The sequence below is a fragment of the Streptomyces sp. NPDC003034 genome (assembly GCF_053591375.1).
In genome coordinates this window covers 102,235-120,559 of the sequence record NZ_JBSFTS010000020.1, presented here as the reverse complement: position 1 = coordinate 120,559, position 18,325 = coordinate 102,235, and the positions used below count along the sequence as shown (strand labels likewise).

The following is an 18,325-nucleotide window of genomic DNA, read 5'->3' as shown; positions in this document are numbered from 1 at the left end:
ACGGTTCCGCCCAAAAGGTATGCGTACATGCCGATACCGGACGAGGCGGCCCGCCACCCACTGCGGGTGTGGCGTGCGCGCCGCCGTACGTGAGGGTCGCCGTATGTGCCCGCCGTCGTACGTGCCCGCCCTCGTACGTGCCCGCCGTCGTACGTGCAAGTGGCCCGCGCCCGGGCCGCGTTCAAGCAGATGTCCCGGGAGCCGTGCCGGGGACGGTTCAGCGCTCCGACGGCCCTCAGGGCGCCGGGGTGAGGAACATGCCCGTCTGGTCGGCGCCCGCCATGTTCTTGCAGCCGAAGCCGGCGTCGGCGGGTTGCGCCACGATCAGGGCGAGGCAGCGGCCGGCGGCGAGTTGGCCGAAGTAGTTCGGGTGCATGGACTCCTGGATCAGCCCCTGCGTCTCGTTGTTGTCGATCCAGCGCGCCCACTCGCTGGCCGCCGCGGAGGCCGGGACCGAGGCGCTCACCTGCTTGCTGGCCTTGGCGCACACCTCGCGCCCTTGGAGCATGTCGCGCAGGTCCAGGAACTGCACTCCCTTCGCGGCGGCGACCCCCTTCAGCCGGCCGGCGATCTGCGGCACGAGCGAGTCCCGCGCCCAGTCCGAGTCCCGGTTCCAGAACGGGCACCCGCCGCTGTTCAGCCGGCTCCAGTCGCTCTGCGGGTACCGGTTCTCCGCGCCGCGCGGAATCGGCGAAGGGTAGGACTGCAGCACGATCCGGTACGAGGAGTCGGCGTACCCGGCCGCGCGCATCACCGCCCGCACCTCGTCCACGGACTTGCCGACCTTGCCCATCACTCCGTCGATCTTCCGGTCGACGGCGTACTGCTGGTCGTCGTGGCAGTAGGAGTTCCACAGGACGAAGTCGTACGCGCACTTCTCGATGATGTCGGCGAAGCCCAGGTCGTTCCCGCCGATGGAGAGTGCGACGACCTTCACGTCGTGGCTCGCCGCCACGGCGGCGAGCTGATCGGCCTGCGGAGCCTCGCCCTGGTGGGCCACGCCCCCGTTGGCGGCGCGGAAGACGTGGTCGGAGACCGCCCCCGAACAGGCCAGGTTCACGGCGACATCGGCGATCGGCCCGGCGCTGCGCACCTCGGCGGAGTCGGACCGGTGGCACCCGCCGGCGGTGGCGCCGTATACCTTCCCGGGGTCGTAGACGCCGCCGCCGGCCCAGCCCCGGTCGGTCGCGTCCCTGCTCCCGCCGTCGGTCAGGCTGTTGCCCTTCCAACGGCCGGCTTCGCCGGAGATGTAGCTGTCGCCCATGGACACCACGGCGGTGGGCCGCCCGGCGCCGGGACCGGCCACGGCCGTCCCGGAGCCGCCGGCGACGAGCGCCCCGGCGGCGAGCGGCAGAACCATCCCGGCCCCGGCCAGTCGTCGCACACGACTGCCGGCCCGGCTCTTGCCGGCGTTGCGGAATCCGATCACGGCGGAACTCCTGCGTTCGGCCATGGCGAAGTCAGCGAGGACTCCGCGCATGGCTGGGAAGTGGGGGTACCGCCGGCCGGTGGCTACGGAAAAGTGCCACGCCGCGCATTGTTACCGCTAGGTAGCCGCACATTACGATGGAGTAACGGCCGACCGGTCGGTCGGGAGCGGCCGCCCCGCCGGGCCGGTTCAGGCGCTGCCCTCCGCGCGGGCCGCTCGATCGTCCCTTCCGTGCGGACGCGGCTGCGCCCCCGGCGCCGGTGGGCGTCGGGGGCGGAGGCGGTGTTTCGGCTGCTGTGCGTTTCAGCCGAAGACGAGGAGGGCTGTCAGCCGACGAGCCGGTCGTATGCCGGGAGGGTGAGGAAGTCCGCGTAGTCCGCGTCCAGGGAGACCTGGAGGAGGAGGTCGTGGGCCTGCTGCCACTTGCCCGCCTCGAAGGCCTCGTCACCGATCTCGGCGCGGACGGCGGCCAGTTCCCGGGCGGCGATCTCGCGGGTCAGCTCGGCCGTGGCCCGCTGGCCGTTCTCGAAGACGACACCCGCGTTGATCCACTGCCAGATCTGCGAGCGCGAGATCTCGGCCGTGGCCGCGTCCTCCATCAGGCCGAAGATGCCGACCGCGCCCAGACCGCGCAGCCAGGCCTCGATGTAGCGGATGCCGACCTGGACGGCGTTGCGCAGGCCCTCGTACGTCGGCTTCGCGTCCAGGGAGTCGATCGCGATGAGCTCGCCCGGCGCCACCGAGACGTCCTCGCGCAGGCGGTCCTTCTGGTTCGGCTTCTCGCCGAGCACGGCGTCGAAGGAGGCCATCGCGATCGGGACCAGGTCGGGGTGGGCCACCCAGGAGCCGTCGAACCCGTCGCCCGCCTCGCGGTCCTTGTCGGCCTTGACCTTCTCGAAGGCGACCTTGTTGGCCTCGGCGTCCTTGCGGGAGGGGATGAAGGCCGCCATGCCGCCGATCGCGTGCGCGCCGCGCTTGTGGCAGGTCTTGACGAGCAGTTCGGTGTACGCCCGCATGAAGGGGGCGGTCATCGTCACCGCGTTGCGGTCCGGCAGGACGAACTTCTCGCCGCCGTCACGGAAGTTCTTGACGATGGAGAAGAGGTAGTCCCAGCGGCCCGCGTTCAGGCCCGCCGCGTGGTCGCGCAGCTCGTAGAGGATCTCCTCCATCTCGTACGCGGCGGTGATGGTCTCGATGAGGACCGTCGCGCGGACGGTGCCCTGCGGGATGCCGACGTAGTCCTGGGCGAAGACGAAGATCTCGTTCCAGAGGCGCGCCTCCAGGTGCGACTCCGTCTTCGGCAGGTAGAAGTACGGGCCCTTGCCGAGGTCGATCAGGCGCTGCGCGTTGTGGAAGAAGTACAGGCCGAAGTCAACGAGCGCCCCGGGGACGGGGCGGCCGTCGATCTTCAGGTGCCGCTCCTCCAGGTGCCAGCCGCGCGGCCGCATGACGACCGTCGCGAGCTGCTCGGCGGGCTTCAGCGCGTACGACTTGCCAGTGCGGGCGTCGGTGAAGTCGATGCTGCGCTCGTAGGCGTCGATGAGGTTGAGCTGGCCGAGGACGACGTTCTCCCAGGTGGGGGCCGAGGCGTCCTCGAAGTCGGCGAGCCAGACCTTGGCGCCCGAGTTCAGGGCGTTGATGGTCATCTTGCGGTCCGTCGGACCGGTGATCTCCACACGGCGGTCGTTCAGCGCGGCCGGGGCCGGCGCGACCTTCCAGTCGCCCTCGCGGACCTGTGCGGTGTCCGGGAGGAAGTCGAGCTGGGAGGTGCGGGCGATCTCGGCGCGGCGCTCGGCCCGGCGGGCGAGGAGCTCGTCGCGGCGGGGGGTGAACCGCCGGTGGAGCTCGGCCACGAAGGCGAGGGCCGCTTCGGTGAGGACTTCGTCCTGCCGGGGCAGGGGCTCGGCGTCGACGATGGCCAGCGGGGACGGCGCTGGTGCGGACATAACTGTCACTCCTTCAGCGGTGGTGCCTGGCGGCCGCGGGGGAATGCTCGCGCGAGACGGCACGCAGTGCCGTCGGGTGTGGAGAGTTCCGGAATACGGTCGCGGGCCCGTCTGTGGGTTCAGGGCGCTTCTGACCAGTGGATAGTAATTTCCTCATGGTGGAAGTTCAATGGTTTGTTGATGTCGAGATTCTCCGAGTCGACAGATTCAGCCTTCCGGTGGCCCTCAGTGCCACCGCAGTCACGCCGCGCTCAAGCGCCGCTCGCGCCCGTTCAGCCAAGACGTGCCAGGTCGGACGGGGTGTCGATGTCGAAGGCCGCCGCGACATCCCCGCACTCCACGAGCGTCAGTTCTCCCGCGTGCTGCGTCAGGTGGACCCGCGCGCCCTGGTCGCCGGTCGCCGTCGCCGCCACATCGGCCCAGCGGTCGGCTCCGAACAGCACCGGATGGCCGCGCTCCCCGGCGTACGCCGCCGCCACCAGGCTCGCGGGGGAGCGGTACGCCTCCCGGACCCGCGCCACGGCCGCCGGCCCGATGCCCGGCTGGTCCACCAGCGAGACCAGGGCCGCGCGGGCGCCCGTACCGGCCAGGGAGGCGAGGCCGGCCCGCAGGGAGGAGCCCATGCCCTGCGCCCAGTCCGGGTTCTCCACGATCACGCAGCCGGTCAGGTCCGCGCGCTCGCGGACCTCCGGAGCCGAGGCGCCGAGCACCACGTGCACGGGCTCGCAGCCCGCCTCGCGCAGGACGCGCACGGCGTTCTCGACCAGTGGACGGCCGCGGTAGGGGAGCAGGGCCTTGGGACGGCCGCCGAGCCGGCGGCCGCCGCCGGCCGCGAGCAGCAGACCGGCGATCACGGGGGCAGGGGTGCGGTGGGCGGTGTTGGCTGACATGCCACCGATTCTCGCTCCTGCGCGGACCGGCGCGTCAGCGGCACCGGCCGGGTCAGCCCCGCCCTGGCGTGACTGCCGTCAGGGGGCGCCGGTCAGGCCCGGGCAGGGATCACCTCCGGCGGGCTACGGGGTGCGGATCAGGCGGCGGGCGCCGGCCGTCGCGACCGCCGAGGTGCGGGAGTCGACACCGAGCTTGGCGTAGATGTGGACCAGGTGGGACTTGACCGTGGCCTGGCTGAGGAAGAGCTTCTTGGAGATCTGCTGGTTGGACAGGCCGTCCGCGACCAGTTGCAGCACCTCCAGTTCCCGCTTGGTCAGCGCCTCGGCCGGGGCCCGCATCCGGTCCATCAGGCGCAGCGCCACCGCCGGCGCCAGCGCCGACTGGCCCGCCGCGGCCGTGCGCACCGCCGCGGCGAGCTCCTCCGGCGGGGCGTCCTTCAGCAGGTAGCCCGAGGCACCCGCCTCCACCGCGGCCAGGATGTCCGCGTCCGTGTCGTACGTGGTCAGCACCAGCACCCGGGGGGCTCCCGGGCGGGCGGTGATCCGCGCCGTGGCCGCCGAGCCGTGCATGCCGGGACCGAACTGGAGGTCCATCAGGACCACGTCCACCGCCTCGGCGGCCGCCAGTTCCACCGCCCGTTCGGCGGTCGCGGCCTCGGCGACCACCGCGAAGTCGGCTTCCGTGTCCAGCACGGCGCGCAGTCCCGCGCGCACGACCGGATGGTCGTCGGCGAGCAGCAGCCGGATCGTCATCGGGGGACCTCCAGGGGATCGGCGGCTCCCGCGTCCGCCTGCGCAAGGGGCACAGGGCCCGCGTCCGCAAGGCCCGCCTCCGGGGGCAGTGGCAGCGTGACGGCCACGGCGGTGCCCTGACCCGGGTCGGACTCCACGGTGAACAGCCCGCCCAGCGTCTGCGCGCGCGAGCGCATCGCGGGCAGCCCGAAGCCGCCGCCACCTTCCCCCGCGCCGGCATCCCCCGCGCCGGCATCCCCCGCGCCGGCACCCCCCGACCCGGCACCCCCCGACCCGGACCCGGACGGGGCCGACGAGGCCGCGAAGCCCCGCCCGTCGTCCACGACGTCCAGCGTGACGGAGGCCTCCATGAAGGTCAGCGTGATCTCGGCGCGCCCGGCCCGCGCGTGGCGCACCACATTGGCCAGCGCCGACTGGGCGATCCGCAGCAGCGCCACCTCGTACGGGGTCGGCAGCGCCCGCGGCGTCCCGCTGAGCGAGAACCGGACCCGCGGCCCCCGCACCCCCGCGCACAGCCGCTCCAGCGCGGCGGCGAGCGACCCGTGCTCCAGGTCCGGCGGGGTGAGCGCCCGTACGAAACGGCGCGCCTCGGCGAGGTTCTCCTGGGCCGCCTCCCGGGCCCGGCCGATGTGCTCCAGCGCCGGCGCCCCCCGCGGCAGGACCCGCTCGGCGGCCCGCAGCAGCAGCTGGATGGAGGAGAGCCCCTGGGCCAGCGTGTCGTGGATCTCCCGGGCCAGCCGCTCCCGCTCGGCCAGGATGCCCGCGCCCCGCTCGGCCGCGGCCAGCTCGGCCCGGGTGGTGATGAGCTCCTCGATCAGCTCGCGGCGGCGTTCGCTCTCCCGGTACAGCGCCTGGTAGCCCAGTACGGTCGCCACCGCCACGGCCCCGCCCAGCAGCGGCCCCAGGAAGGCCCCGGGGCGTACCGCGCCGCTGTGCGCGAGGAAGCCGCCGATCGCCGCGCAGGCGGTCACGGCGACGGCCGCCACCCCCCAGCGCGGTCGCAGCAGGTGCAGCTCCAGGAAGTACAGCGGGAAGGCGATCCACAGGCCGTCGGGGGAGAGCGCGAGCAGCGCCGTCCAGACGGCGCCCAGTGCCGCCAGCCACACCGCCCCGGCGCGCGGTGTACGGTGCCCGGCCGGCCCCCGTACGCCGACGGCGTACACGGCGGCCAGCACCGCGCAGACGGCGACCACCCACCCGGCCCGGGGGGCGGAGTCGGTGACGGCCCGCCCGGCGGCCAGCGCGAGCAGGCCGAAGAACAGCGCGTGCAGGCACAGCCGCAGCACCCTCGACACGGAGGGCGAGGAGCGCGGAGCGGGGGGAGAGGAGCGGGGAGCGGGAGGAGCGGAAGCAGCCATGGCCCGACCAGCGTAAGTGGGCGCCGCCCGGCCCCGGTCAACCAAAAGTTTGATGTCGGGATCCGCCCTTCGATACGAAGATCGCTACCGCCGCGCGATGCCCGGTGTCCCCGCACAACGCCAGGGTGGGGACATGTTCGTCGCATGGAGAGATCTACGGTTCGCCCGGGGCCGTTTCGCCCTCATGGGCTCGGTGGTCGTGCTGATCACACTGCTGGTCGGGCTGTTGTCCGGCCTCACCGCAGGACTGGCCCGGGAGAACATCTCGGCGATCACCGGCCTGCCCGCCTCGCACCTGGCCTTCGCCCCGCCCGCCGGGGACCGGAAGGTGTCCTTCACCGACTCCCAGGTCCCCGAGAGCGCCTGGCGGGCCTGGCGGTCGCAGCCCGGAGTGAAGTCCGCGCAGCCCCTGGGCATCCGCACCACGAACGCCGCGTCGGGTGAGCGCACCGCCGCCGTATCCGTCTTCGGAGTGGAAACGGGAGACGGCGCCGGCCGGCTCGGTCCGCGCGGAGCGGGTCTCACCCAGGGGCGGGTGGTCCTCACGGAGAAGGCGGCCGAGGAGCTCGGTGGTCTCACCATCGGTGCCAAGGTCAGGATCGGTGCGCTGGACCTGGCCGTGGCCTCCGTCTCCGGCGACGCGGCCTACAGCCACACGCCGGTCGTCTGGATGGATCTCGGCGACTGGCAGCGCATCGGCCATCCGGGTACCTCGCCCGACACCCTCGCCACCGTCGTCGCCCTCTCCGGGGACGGCCTGGACCTCACCGCCGGGGACCAGGCCGCCGGCACCTCGACGCTGACCCTCGACGAGGCGCTGGGCGCCATAGGTTCCTACCAGGCGGAGAACGGCTCGCTCCAGCTGATGCGCGGCTTCCTCTTCGCCATCTCGGCCCTGGTCATAGGGGCCTTCTTCACGGTCTGGACGATCCAGCGCAGTGCGGACGTCGCCGTTCTGAAGGCACTGGGTGCCTCCACCGCCTATCTGCTGCGGGACGCCCTCGGTCAGGCCGTGGTCATGCTCGCCATCGGCACCGGGCTGGGCACCGCGCTCGCCGCCGGGGCCGGCGCGCTGATCAGCGGTGCGGACGTGCCCTTCGTCCTCGACGCCGCCACCGTCCTGGTCCCCGCCGCGATCATGATCCTGCTCGGCGCGCTGGGCGCTGCCCTGTCCATCCGGCGGATCACCTCCGTCGACCCGCTGACCGCCCTCGGGAGCGCCCGATGACCCTGCTCCTCCACGACGTCACGCTCACCTACCCGGACGGCGACGGCCGGCTCACCGCCCTCGACGGGGTCTGCCTGGAGGTACCGGCCGGCACCCTGACGGCGGTGATCGGCCCCTCCGGCTCCGGCAAGTCCAGCCTGCTCGCCGTCGCCGCCACCCTCGTCACCCCGGACTCCGGGCGGGTCGCCGTCGCCGGTCAGGACACCGCGCGGCTGAGCGCCGCCGAGAAGGCGGCCCTGCGCCGCGACACGATCGGGATCGTCTTCCAGCAGCCGAACCTGCTCGCCTCGCTGACCTGCGCCGAACAGCTCCAGGTGATGGCGCACCTCTCCGGGCGCCGCGCGCGGCAGGCACGCCGCCGCGCCCTGGAGCTGCTGGAGGCGGTGGGGCTGGCGGACAAGGCGGACAAGCGCCCCCACCAGCTCTCCGGCGGCCAGCGCCAGCGCGTCAACATCGCCCGCGCCCTGATGAACGAGCCCGCGGTGCTGCTGGTGGACGAGCCGACCAGCGCGCTCGACCACGAGCGCGGCGCCGCCGTCCTCGACCTGCTGGTCGCCCTCACGCGGGAGCGTTCCACCGCCACCGTGCTGGTCACGCACGACCAGGCCCACCTGGAGCGGATGGACCGTACGGCGACGATGGCCGACGGCCGTCTGACGCGGAGCGCGGTCACGGCCGGAGCCTCCTGAACGTCCGCCCTCGCCCGCACGCCGGCGAGGGCGGCCGGGAACAGGCGACGGCCCCGGCTCCCTCCGACGAGAGGGAGCCGGGGCCGTCGCAGGGCGTTCGCTAGGCGGGGTTCTGGTTCGACAGGACCACAGACAGCTCGGAAGCGATGCCTTGCAGGATCGGCACGAGCGAGTCGTTGAGCGCCTCGGTCACCCGGCCCGCCGGGCCCGAGATGGAGATCGCGGCCGGGGTCGGCGAGTTCGGCACCGAGACGGCGAGGCAGCGGACTCCTATCTCCTGCTCGTTGTCGTCCACCGCGTACCCCAGTTTGCGGACCTGCTCTAGCGCGTCGAGGAAGCCCTCGGGCGTGGTGATGGTCCGCTCGGTCGCGGCCGGCATCCCGGTGCGGGTGAGGAGGGCGCGTACCTCCTCGGCCGGGGTGTAGGCGAGCAGTGCCTTGCCGACACCGGTGGAGTGCGGCAGCACCCGGCGGCCGACCTCGGTGAACATGCGCATGGAGTGCTTGGACGGCACCTGCGCCACGTAGACGATCTCGTCCCCGTCGAGCAGGGCCATGTTCGCCGTCTCGCCGGTCTCCTCGACCAGGCGGGCGAGGTAGGGGCGGGCCCACGTGCCGAGCAGCCGGGAGGCGGACTCGCCGAGGCGGATCAGCCGGGGGCCGAGGGAGTACCGTCGGTTGGGCTGCTGGCGGACGTAGCCGCACGCCACGAGGGTGCGCATGAGGCGGTGGATGGTCGGCAGCGGCAGACCGCTGGCGGCGGAGAGCTCGCTGAGGCCGACTTCGCCCCCGGCATCGGCCATGCGTTCGAGCAGATCGAAGGCGCGCTCAAGGGACTGGACGCCACCGCTGGCGGCGGTGGGCTTGGCGGAAGCGTCGGTGGTGCTGGCGCTGGACGTCGGCACGGCGCGGTCCTTTCGGTGCTGGCAGGCAAGAGAGCAGCCTACCGGTCGGTCGGCGTCGGCCCTAGAGCCGGGCACTGCCGTCCCCGCCGGTCAGAGGCGGTTTGTCCCGGGTGGTGAACGGCCTCGGGGAGGTGTCGTACGGCACCCCGTGGTGGTACATACATTCTGTAGAGTGAAATCTTAATTCCATTCTGTGGAAACATCCAATTGCGGCGCGATGGCGTCGTCCGTCCGTCCGGGCACTCTTGACGGGCCCCCGATCGGCGTGAAGACTCCGTCAACAGAACGTTGAATTTCGCTCTGTGGAAGTAGATGGGGAGGTTCCGGTGTCCGACGTGGCTGTGGAACTGGTACTGCGTTCGACGCGCGTCATCACCCCCGAGGGGACGCGCGCCGCTTCGGTCGCCGTCGCCGGAGGGAAGATCGCGGCGGTGCTGCCGTACGAGGCCGAGGTTCCGGCCGGTGCCCGGCTGGAGGACTTCGGTGACGACGTCCTGCTCCCCGGCCTGGTCGACACCCACGTCCACGTGAACGACCCGGGCCGCACCGAGTGGGAAGGCTTCTGGACGGCCACCCGAGCCGCGGCGGCCGGAGGCATCACCACGATCCTCGACATGCCGCTGAACTCCCTGCCGCCCACCACCACGACCGAGAACCTGCGCGTCAAGCAGGAGGTCGCCCGCCCCAAGGCGCACGTGGACGTCGGCTTCTGGGGCGGCGCCCTGCCCGACAACGTCAAGGACCTGCGCCCCCTGCACGACGCGGGCGTCTACGGCTTCAAGTGCTTCCTGTCGCCGTCGGGCGTGGAGGAGTTCCCCCAGCTCGACCAGGAGCAACTGGCCACCTCCCTCGCCGAGATCACCGGCTTCGGCGGTCTGCTCATCGTGCACGCCGAGGACCCGCACCACTTGGATTCGGCCCCGCAGGTGCCGGGCCCCAAGTACGCGGACTTCCTCGCCTCCCGCCCCCGGGACGCCGAGAACACCGCCATCCAGAACCTGATCGACCAGGCCAGGCGGCTGAACGCCCGCGTCCACGTCCTGCACCTGTCATCCAGCGACGCGCTGCCGCTGATCGCCGCCGCCAAGGCCGCGGGCGTACGGATCACCGTCGAGTCCTGCCCGCACTTCCTCACCCTCACGGCCGAGGAAGTCCCGGACGGCGCCACCGAGTTCAAGTGCTGCCCGCCCATCCGCGAAGCCGCCAACCAGGACCTCCTGTGGGACGCGCTCGCCGACGGCACCATCGACTGCATCGTCTCCGACCACTCGCCCTCCACCCCGGACCTGAAGACCGGCGACTTCGCCACCGCGTGGGGCGGCATCTCCTCCCTCCAGCTGGGCCTCCCGGCGATCTGGACGGAGGCCCGCCGTCGCGGACGCTCCCTGGAGGAGGTCGTGCGCTGGATGTCGACCGCTCCGGCCGCCCTCGCCGGCCTGACGCAGAAGGGCGCGATCGAAGCCGGCCGCGACGCCGACTTCGCCGTCCTCGCCCCCGAAGAGACCTTCACCGTGGATCCCGCGGAACTGCACCACCGCAACCGGATCACGGCGTACGCGGGCAAGACCCTGCACGGCGTCGTGAAGTCCACCTGGCTGCGCGGTACGCAGATCGCCGAACACGGCACCCCGACCGAGCCCACGGGCCTCCTCCTCGAAAGGCAGAACTGACAGTGGCACAGCGTTCGACTCCTCTGGCTTCCTTCACCGGCAACGCGAACCCGTACGGAGGCGGTGACCCGTACGCGGACTACCGCACCGCGGACTTCCCGTTCACGCAGTACGCGAACCTCGCCGCCCGTGAGCTGGGCGCCGGTGTCATCGCCGCCAACGACGAGTTCTTCGCCGAGCGCGAGAACCTGCTCATCGCCGAGGCCGCCCACTTCGACCCCGAGCACTTCGGTCACAAGGGCAAGGTCATGGACGGCTGGGAGACCCGCCGCCGCCGCGGCATCTCGGCCGAGCAGCCCTGGCCGACCCCCGAGGACCACGACTACGCGCTGATCCGCCTCGGCGCCCCCGGCGTCATCCGCGGCATCGTCGTGGACACCGCCCACTTCCGCGGCAACATGCCGCAGGCCGTATCCGTCCAGGCCACCTCGGTGGAGGGCGCCCCGACCGCGGAGGAACTCCTCTCCGACGACGTGAAGTGGACCACCCTCGTCGAGCGCACCCCCGTCGGCGGCCACGCGGCCAACGGCTTCGAGGTCAGCGTCGAGCAGCGCTTCACGCACCTGCGCCTGAACCAGCACCCGGACGGCGGCGTCGCCCGCCTGCGCGTCTACGGTGAGGTCCGCCCCGACCCGAAGTGGCTCGCCGCGCTGGGCACCTTCGACGTCGTCGCACTGGAGAACGGCGGCTCGGTGCAGGACGCGTCCAACCGCTTCTACTCCCCGCCGACCAACACCATCAACCCGGGCCGCTCCCGCAAGATGGACGACGGCTGGGAGACCGCCCGCCGCCGCGACAACGGCAACGACTGGATCCGCTACCAGCTCGTCGCCGAGTCCGAGATCCGCGCCGTCGAGATCGACACCGCCTACCTCAAGGGCAACTCGGCCGGCTGGGCCTCGCTGTCCGTCAAGACGGGCGAGGAGGGCGAGTGGGCGGAGTTCCTGCCCCGCACCCGGCTGCAGCCCGACACCAACCACCGCTTCATCCTGGACGCCCCGGTCGTCGGCACGCACGTCCGCATCGACATCTTCCCGGACGGCGGCTTCTCCCGCCTGCGCCTGTACGGCTCGCTGACGGAGGCCGGCGCCGCCGCGCACGCCGCCCGCCACCAGGAGCTCGGCGGCTGACGCCACCCACCCGCTGACGCCCCGGGGGCCGACACCCCCGAGGCCAGGCACACCCCGAGGGGGCGCACCGGAAACCGGTGCGCCCCCTCGGCGTTGTCGCGGGACCGGCCCACGGGGGTCGCGGAGGCGGTGGCGGGAAATCGCGGGGTGCTCGTGCGCGCCGCACCGATGAGTTCCGCCGGGCCGGGGAGTCTGAATCCCTGTAACGACGACCGAACAAGGAGCGCGGAGCCATGGGAAAGCTGACCCTCACCAACTTTCTGACCCTCGACGGCGTGATGCAGGCCCCCGGCGGCCCGGACGAGGACCGCAGCGGCGGTTTCCAGTACGGCGGCTGGCTCACGCCCTTCGCCGACGAGGGCATGGGCGAGTTCGTGGACGAGGTCTTCGACCGGGCCGGGGCCTTCCTGCTCGGCCGCCGGACGTACGACATCTTCGCGGGCTACTGGCCGCGGCAGACCGACCCCGACGACCCGATCGCGAGCCGGCTCAACGGGCTGCCGAAGTACGTGGCCTCGACCACGCTCAAGGAACCGGCATGGGCCGGGACCACCGTGATCGACGGGGAGCAGTTGCAGAGCGAGATCGTACGGGTGAAGGACGCCACCGAGGGGGAGCTCCAGGTGCACGGCAGCGGCGCGCTGGCGCAGTGGCTGCTGGCCCGGGACCTCGTGGAGGAGCTGAACCTGATGGTCTTCCCAGTGTTCCTGGGCGCGGGGCGCAGGCTGTTCCCGACCGGCGGCCTGCCCACGGCCTACGAACTGACGGGCTCCCGTACCACCGGCAGCGGCGCGGCCATCCACACCTACCGCCCCAAGGGCCGCGCCACCTTCGGCACCATCGGCGCATAGGGACGGCCGCCCCGGCGCCCGGACACGGGGTCACGGGCGGGCCGGCCGGCGGGCGGCCGGCGGGCGGCCGGCCAGGGCGCCGGTGCCGGGGTGTCCGGCGAGGCGGCCGGAAAGGGGTCGACCGGCTTGATCGGCTCGGGTAGCGTGAGCGCGCACCCGTGCGAGCCGCCGAAGTCTCCACCCGCTTCCCGCCGTTGGAGACACCCCGGTGACCGTCACCTCGACCCCGCCCGCCCCTGCCGCGCCAGACCTCGCCGCCCCCCGCCGGACCTGGTGGGCCGATCTGCCCGTCCTGGCCGTCGCCGTCGTATGGGGCGGCAGCTACCTCGCCGCCAAGGGCATCACCACCGCGCACACGGTCATCGCCGTGCTCGTACTGCGCTTCGCGCTGGTGCTGCCCGTCCTGGTCTTCGCCGGATGGCGGAGGCTGCGGGCGCTGACCCCCGCCCAGCTGCGCGGCGCCGGGCTGCTGGGGCTCGTCCTCGGCGGGATCTTCCTGCTGGAGACCTTCGGGGTCGTCCACACCTCCGCCACCAACGCCGGTCTGATCATCAGCCTCACCATGATCTTCACCCCGCTCGCGGAGGCCGCCGTACGGCGCGAGGCCCCGTCGGCCGCCTTCCTCGGCGCCGCGGCCGTCTCCGTCGCCGGAGTCGTGCTGCTGACCCAGAGCGGCGGATTCACCGCGCCCGGTACCGGCGACCTGCTCATCCTCTGCGCCGCCCTCGCCCGCACGCTGCACGTGCTGCTGATGGCCCGCATCAAGGCGGTTCAGGACGCCGACTCGCTCTCCTTGACCACCGTCCAGCTGGGCAGCGCCGTCCTCGTCTTCGCCCTGCTGGCCGCCGTGCCCGGCACCGGCGCCGGCCCCCTGGCCGCCGCCGCGGACTTCGGCGCCGCCGAGTGGGCGGGGCTGGTCTTCCTCTCCGTCTTCTGCACCCTCTTCGCCTTCTTCGTGCAGATGTGGGCCGTACGCCGCACCTCGCCCTCCCGCGTCAGCCTGCTGCTCGGCACGGAGCCCTTGTGGGCGGCCGCCGCCGGCATCGCGATCGGCGGCGAGCACCTGGGACCCGTCGGTTTCACCGGCGCCGCGCTGGTCCTGGCGGGCACGGCCTGGGGCCGTCGCGCGGCCGGCTGAGGATTGTCCGGAACTCGCCCCGGGAGGTCGGGATCGAGGGCCCTACCATGACCCCCATGCCCGTTCCAGACGCCCGTTCGACCGTCCGGCCGGGCCGGCCCGCCCGGCAGAGCCGGTACGCCCGGCCAGCGCGGCGGCCTGCCCGGTGCAGCCCGGCGGAGCGCTCTGCGGTGCGCCGGTAGCCGCGGCGGATGTCCCCTCCCGCCGAGCGCCGCTCACAGGTCCGGCAGCTCCTCCAGCCGCACCGGGCGCCGCTCCCGGCGCGAAAGCCCGCACGCCTCCGCGATCCGCAGCGCGGCCAGTGCCTCCCGCCCGTCGCAGAGGTTGGGGCCCTCCCCGCGCACCAACTGGACGAAGGCCGTCAGCTCCGCCTCGTACGCGGAGGCGAACCGCTCCAGGAAGCCGGTCCAGGGCTTGCTCGCCGGGGGCGGTCCGTGCGGTTCCGTCGAGGCGATCGGCGTACGGTCGTCCAGTCCGACGGAGACCTGGTCCAGCTCCCCGGCCAGCTCCATCCGCACGTCGTACCCCGCGCCGTTGCACCGGGTACCGGTCGAGGAGACGAGTGTCCCGTCGTCCAGAGTGAGCAGGGCCGCCGCCGTGTCGATGTCGCCCGTCTGCCGGAACCGCGCCGGTCCGGCGTCCGAACCGGCCGCGTACACCTCGGCGACCTCGTGGCCGGTCACCCAGCGGACCATGTCGAAGTCGTGCACGAGGCAGTCCCGGAACAGCCCGCCGGAGGTCGCCAGATAGGCGGCGGCCGGCGGCGCGGGATCGGCCGTCATCGTCCGTACGGTGTGCAGGCGCCCCAGTGCGCCCGAACGGACCAGCTCCCGGGCCGTGCCGTAGCCCGCGTCGAAGCGGCGCATGAAGCCCACCTGGAGCACCCCGTCCGCGGCCTCCACCTCCCGCAGCACCGCCAGGGAGCGCGCGAGGTCCGGGGCCACGGGCTTCTCGCAGAAGACGGGCAGCCCGCTGCGCACCGCCCGGACGACCAGCTCCGCGTGCCCCGAGGTGGCGCAGGCCACCACCACCGCGTCCACGCCCCAGGTGAAGACCTGCTCCACGGAGGGGGCGGCGGTGGCGCCGAGCCGGGCGGCGAGGCGCGCGGCCCGGGCCGGGTCGGCGTCGGCGAGCAGGAGCGAGCCCGCGTCCGGGCGGCGGGCCAGTGCCGCCGCGTGGAAGGACCCGATCCGGCCGGTCCCGATCAGCCCGATGCGCATGCACTCAACGTGACCCCGTCCGGGGGCCCTGTCAATCCGCCCGCGGATGCCCCGATGTCCGCGCGTGGCCGACTGTGGCGGATACTGGGCGGCTGGCACCGGAATGACCGGAATGGTGACGAGGCCGAGATGGTGGCAAGGCCGAGATGGTGACGAGGCCGAAATGGTGACGAAGGAAGGGCACGGCGACGTGGCTAGGGTTCGGACAGGGGTACGCGTCGTCGGCGCCGTGCTCGCGGCGGTACTGGGAGCCTCGCTGGCGGGCTGCAGCAGTACGGGCGGCAAGCGCGCCGAGGAGCGGGCGAAGGCCGCCGAACAGGGCCGGCCCGCCGTCTCCACCCCGCGCTGGACCTTCGCGATGGTCACCCACGCCGGCGACGGCGACACCTTCTGGGACATCGTCCAGAAGGGCGCCAAGGAGGCCGCGGCGAAGGACAACATCAACTTCGTCTACTCCCACGACGACCAGGCACAGCAGCAGGCGCAGTTCGTGCAGAACGCCATCGACCAGAAGGCCGACGGCATCATCGTCAGCCTGGCCAAGCCCGAGGCGCTCAAGGACGTCGTCGCCAAGGCCGTCAAGGCCGGCATCCCGGTGATCACGGTGAACTCCGGCTCCGCCCAGTCCGCCCAGTACGGCGCCCTCGCCCACATCGGCCAGGACGAGGAGATCGCGGGCGAGGCGGTCGGCACCGAGCTGACCCGGCGCGGCAAGAAGCGGGCCCTGTGCGTCCTGCACGAACAGGGCAACGTCGGCCACGAGCAGCGCTGCGCCGGAGCGAAGAAGACCTTCGACGGCACGATGGAGAACCTGTACGTCGAGGGCACCAACATGCCCTCCGTCCAGGCGTCCCTCCAGGCCAAGCTCCAGGCCGCCCCGGACGTCGACGCCATCCTCACCCTCGGCGCGCCCTTCGCCCCCACCGCCGTCAAGGCGAAGGAAGCGGCGGGCAGCCAGGCCGAGGTGGACACCTTCGACCTCAACGACTCCGTCGCCCGCGACCTGAAATCGGGCGCCCTCGGCTTCGCCGTCGACCAGCAGCCCTACCTCCAGGGCTACCAGGCCGTCGACCTGCTGTGGCTCTACCGCTACAACGCGGACGTGCTGGGCGGCGGCCGCCCGGTCCTGACCGGACCGCAGATCGTCACCGCCGCCGAAGCCGGCAAGCTGGAGGAGTTCATCAAGCGGGGCAGCCGATGAGCGCGGTCACAACCGTGGACGAACGGCTCGCGCCGGCCTCCCTGCTCCGCAGACTGCTCGGACGCCCCGAGCTGGGCGCGGTCGTCGGCGCCGCCGCGGTCTTCGTCTTCTTCTCCTTCGCCGCCGACAGCTTCCTGCGGGCCTCCAGCCTGAGCACCATCCTGTACTCGGCCTCCACCATCGGGATCATGGCGGTGCCGGTGGCGCTGCTGATGATCGGCGGGGAGTTCGACCTGTCCGCCGGCGTCATGGTCACCACGTCGGCCCTGGTCGGCTCGATGTTCAGCTATCAGATGACCGCCAACGTCTGGGTCGGCGTCCTGGTGTCGCTGCTGGTCACCCTGGCCATCGGTTTCTTCAACGGCTACATGCTGACCCGCACGAAGCTGCCGAGCTTCATCATCACCCTGGGCACCTTCCTGATGCTGACCGGCCTGAACCTCGGCTTCACCAAGCTGCTCAGCGGATCCGTCTCCACCAAGACCATCGCCGACATGGAGGGCTTCTCCTCGGCGAGGGCCCTGTTCGCCTCGCAGTGGACCATCGGCTCGGTCACCGTCAAGGTCACCATCCTCTGGTGGCTCCTGCTGGTCGCCGTGGCCACCTGGATCCTGCTGCGCACCCGCGCCGGCAACTGGATCTTCGCGGTGGGCGGCGGGGCCGACGCGGCCCGCGCGGTCGGCGTGCCGGTCGTGAAGACCCGTATCGGCCTCTACATGGGCGTCGCGCTGTGCGCCTGGATCGCCGGACAGCACATCCTCTTCTCCTTCGACGTGGTCCAGTCGGGCGAGGGCGTCGGCAACGAGTTCCTCTACATCATCGCGGCCGTCATCGGCGGCTGCCTGATGACCGGCGGCTACGGCTCCGCCATCGGCGCGGCCGTCGGCGCCTTCATCTTCGGCATGACCAGCAACGGCATCGTCTACGCCCAGTGGAATCCGGACTGGTTCAAGTTCTTCCTCGGCGCGATGCTCCTGCTGGCCACGCTGCTCAACGCGTGGGTGCGCAAGCGGGCGGAGGCGAAGTGACCATGACCACGACCCAGGCCACGACCCCGGCCCCGGCCGGGCCCGCGCTCGTCAGGCTGACCGGCGTCAGCAAGTACTACGGCAGCATCCGCGCCCTGCAAGGCGTCTCCCTGGAGGTCTCGGCGGGCGAGATCACCTGCGTCCTCGGCGACAACGGCGCGGGCAAGTCCACCCTCATCAAGATCATCGCGGGGCTGCACCGGCACGACGCCGGCACCTTCGAGATCGAGGGCGAGGAGACCGTGCTCGCCAACCCGCGGGCCGCCCTCGACCGCGGCATCGCCACCGTCTACCAGGACCTCGCCGTCGTCCCGCTCATGCCCGTCTGGCGGAACTTCTTCCTCGGCTCCGAGCCCACCAGGGGCCGCGGCCCCTTCCGCCGCCTCGACGTGGAGCTCATGCGCGAGACGACCCGCGCCGAGCTGCTGCGCATGGGCATCGACCTGCGCGACGTGGACCAGCCGATCGGCACCCTCTCGGGCGGCGAGCGGCAGTGCGTGGCCATCGCCCGCGCCGTCCACTTCGGCGCGAAGGTGCTCGTCCTGGACGAGCCGACCGCCGCCCTCGGAGTGAAGCAGTCCGGCGTGGTCCTCAAGTACGTCGCCGCCGCCCGTGACGCGGGCCTCGGCGTGGTCCTCATCACGCACAACCCGCACCACGCCCACCTGGTCGGGGACCGGTTCGTCCTCCTCAAGCGCGGCACCATGGCGGGCAGCCACACCCGCGACTCCATCACCCTGGACGAGCTCACCCGCCAGATGGCGGGCGGCTCCGAGCTGGACGAGCTGAGCCACGAGCTGGAGCGAGTGGCACAATCAGCGCCAGACGGCACGACATCAGGCCCGGGCGCCCCGTCCGGCACCACCGCACCATGAGGGACGGCACGACTC

At 72.4% G+C, this 18,325-nt stretch carries 16 protein-coding genes; 9 read left to right on the top strand and 7 right to left on the bottom strand.

Going from position 1 to position 18,325, the window contains the following annotated elements; translation table 11 throughout:
* Positions 1-235 precede the first annotated feature (235 nt).
* From ACWDX7_RS20440 to ACWDX7_RS20420, 5 genes are all read right to left on the bottom strand, one after another.
* Positions 236-1,480: a GDSL-type esterase/lipase family protein gene (locus tag ACWDX7_RS20440; protein ID WP_451489410.1), complete on the bottom strand. Its 1,245-nt coding sequence runs from the start codon at positions 1,478-1,480 to the stop codon at positions 236-238.
* 275 nt (positions 1,481-1,755) lie between these two features.
* Complete coding sequence (gene aceB, locus ACWDX7_RS20435; protein ID WP_451489411.1) at positions 1,756-3,375, bottom strand: malate synthase A; 1,620 nt, start codon at positions 3,373-3,375, stop codon at positions 1,756-1,758.
* Between the two features lie 272 nt (positions 3,376-3,647).
* Positions 3,648-4,265, bottom strand: a complete 618-nt coding sequence (locus tag ACWDX7_RS20430) for a nucleotidyltransferase family protein (RefSeq protein ID WP_451489412.1) — start codon at positions 4,263-4,265, stop codon at positions 3,648-3,650.
* A gap of 123 nt (positions 4,266-4,388) precedes the next feature.
* On the bottom strand, positions 4,389-5,018 hold the full coding sequence (locus ACWDX7_RS20425) for a response regulator (RefSeq protein ID WP_451489413.1): 630 nt from the start codon (positions 5,016-5,018) through the stop codon (positions 4,389-4,391).
* Positions 5,015-6,376: a sensor histidine kinase gene (locus ACWDX7_RS20420; protein ID WP_451489414.1), complete on the bottom strand. Its 1,362-nt coding sequence runs from the start codon at positions 6,374-6,376 to the stop codon at positions 5,015-5,017. Before ACWDX7_RS20420 ends, ACWDX7_RS20425 begins: the two co-directional genes overlap by 4 nt.
* A gap of 133 nt (positions 6,377-6,509) precedes the next feature.
* Between ACWDX7_RS20420 and ACWDX7_RS20415 the strand changes: the two genes are divergently transcribed.
* A complete protein-coding gene (locus ACWDX7_RS20415; RefSeq protein ID WP_451489415.1) occupies positions 6,510-7,604 on the top strand; it encodes an ABC transporter permease in 1,095 nt (364 codons plus the stop codon).
* Complete coding sequence (locus ACWDX7_RS20410) at positions 7,601-8,293, top strand: ABC transporter ATP-binding protein (protein WP_451489416.1); 693 nt, start codon at positions 7,601-7,603, stop codon at positions 8,291-8,293. Before ACWDX7_RS20415 ends, ACWDX7_RS20410 begins: the two co-directional genes overlap by 4 nt.
* A 100-nt stretch (positions 8,294-8,393) precedes the next feature.
* Here the strand turns inward: ACWDX7_RS20410 and ACWDX7_RS20405 are convergent, their stop codons facing one another.
* A complete protein-coding gene (locus ACWDX7_RS20405) occupies positions 8,394-9,197 on the bottom strand; it encodes an IclR family transcriptional regulator (RefSeq protein ID WP_451489417.1) in 804 nt (267 codons plus the stop codon).
* A 335-nt stretch (positions 9,198-9,532) separates the two neighbouring features.
* On the opposite strand from ACWDX7_RS20405, the gene allB reads away from it, so the two are divergent.
* The 4 genes from allB to ACWDX7_RS20385 all read left to right on the top strand — a co-directional run bounded on the left by allB (position 9,533) and on the right by ACWDX7_RS20385 (position 13,986).
* Positions 9,533-10,867, top strand: a complete 1,335-nt coding sequence (gene allB, locus ACWDX7_RS20400; protein WP_451489507.1) for an allantoinase AllB — start codon at positions 9,533-9,535, stop codon at positions 10,865-10,867.
* A gap of 2 nt (positions 10,868-10,869) precedes the next feature.
* Positions 10,870-11,997, top strand: a complete 1,128-nt coding sequence (gene alc, locus ACWDX7_RS20395) for an allantoicase (RefSeq protein ID WP_451489418.1) — start codon at positions 10,870-10,872, stop codon at positions 11,995-11,997.
* Between the two features lie 233 nt (positions 11,998-12,230).
* Entirely contained in the window at positions 12,231-12,848 is a 618-nt protein-coding gene (locus ACWDX7_RS20390) for a dihydrofolate reductase family protein (RefSeq protein ID WP_451489419.1), read from the top strand.
* Positions 12,849-13,056: 208 nt separating this feature from the next.
* On the top strand, positions 13,057-13,986 hold the full coding sequence (locus ACWDX7_RS20385) for a DMT family transporter (RefSeq protein WP_451489420.1): 930 nt from the start codon (positions 13,057-13,059) through the stop codon (positions 13,984-13,986).
* A gap of 215 nt (positions 13,987-14,201) precedes the next feature.
* On the opposite strand, the gene ACWDX7_RS20380 is transcribed toward ACWDX7_RS20385, so the two are convergent.
* Entirely contained in the window at positions 14,202-15,206 is a 1,005-nt protein-coding gene (locus ACWDX7_RS20380) for a Gfo/Idh/MocA family protein (protein ID WP_451489421.1), read from the bottom strand.
* Between the two features lie 190 nt (positions 15,207-15,396).
* On the opposite strand from ACWDX7_RS20380, the gene ACWDX7_RS20375 reads away from it, so the two are divergent.
* Genes ACWDX7_RS20375 through ACWDX7_RS20365 form a run of 3 tightly spaced genes read left to right on the top strand, consistent with a single transcriptional unit; the run spans position 15,397 to position 18,310 of the window.
* Complete coding sequence (locus tag ACWDX7_RS20375; protein ID WP_451489422.1) at positions 15,397-16,407, top strand: sugar ABC transporter substrate-binding protein; 1,011 nt, start codon at positions 15,397-15,399, stop codon at positions 16,405-16,407.
* A complete protein-coding gene (locus tag ACWDX7_RS20370) occupies positions 16,404-17,435 on the top strand; it encodes an ABC transporter permease (protein ID WP_451489423.1) in 1,032 nt (343 codons plus the stop codon). The genes ACWDX7_RS20375 and ACWDX7_RS20370 overlap by 4 nt, the downstream gene beginning before the upstream one ends.
* A gap of 2 nt (positions 17,436-17,437) precedes the next feature.
* Complete coding sequence (locus ACWDX7_RS20365) at positions 17,438-18,310, top strand: ATP-binding cassette domain-containing protein (protein ID WP_451489424.1); 873 nt, start codon at positions 17,438-17,440, stop codon at positions 18,308-18,310.
* The last annotated feature ends 15 nt before the right edge of the window (positions 18,311-18,325 follow it).